The following is a 307-nucleotide window of genomic DNA, read 5'->3' as shown; positions in this document are numbered from 1 at the left end:
AGTTCGCGCACCATTGTAGGCCGCGAAGTCCCGCCCTAAGGGGCTTCGACCCATGCGCAAGTTCCCTGCCCCTGCTCTCGAACTGGTCGAAACGATGCGCCTTGCGGCGCAGGGCGATCCTGCGCGCACGATTTCCTTCGGCGGCGCCCCGGGCTCCAATTCCCACCGCGCCGCGGGACAGTTCGATCCTGATGCGCTGCCGCTGCCCTGCCACGGCTTCAACGACGCGATCGATGCCGTGAAGACCGGCATTGCCGGCCGCGCCCTGATCCCGATCGAGAATTCGCAGCACGGCCGGGTCGCGGAC

At 67.8% G+C, this 307-nt stretch carries 1 protein-coding gene; it reads left to right on the top strand.

What is annotated here, in order from left to right:
* Positions 1-52 precede the first annotated feature (52 nt).
* On the top strand, positions 53-307 hold a 255-nt coding region (locus AB1L30_RS03885; protein WP_367012078.1), incomplete at its 3' end, for a prephenate dehydratase domain-containing protein.

The sequence above is a fragment of the Bremerella sp. JC817 genome (genome assembly GCF_040718835.1).
In the GTDB taxonomy this organism is placed as follows: Bacteria; Planctomycetota; Planctomycetia; order Pirellulales; family Pirellulaceae; genus Bremerella.
Note: the sequence above shows the minus strand (reverse complement) of the source record. Positions and strands in the feature narration are given on the sequence as shown.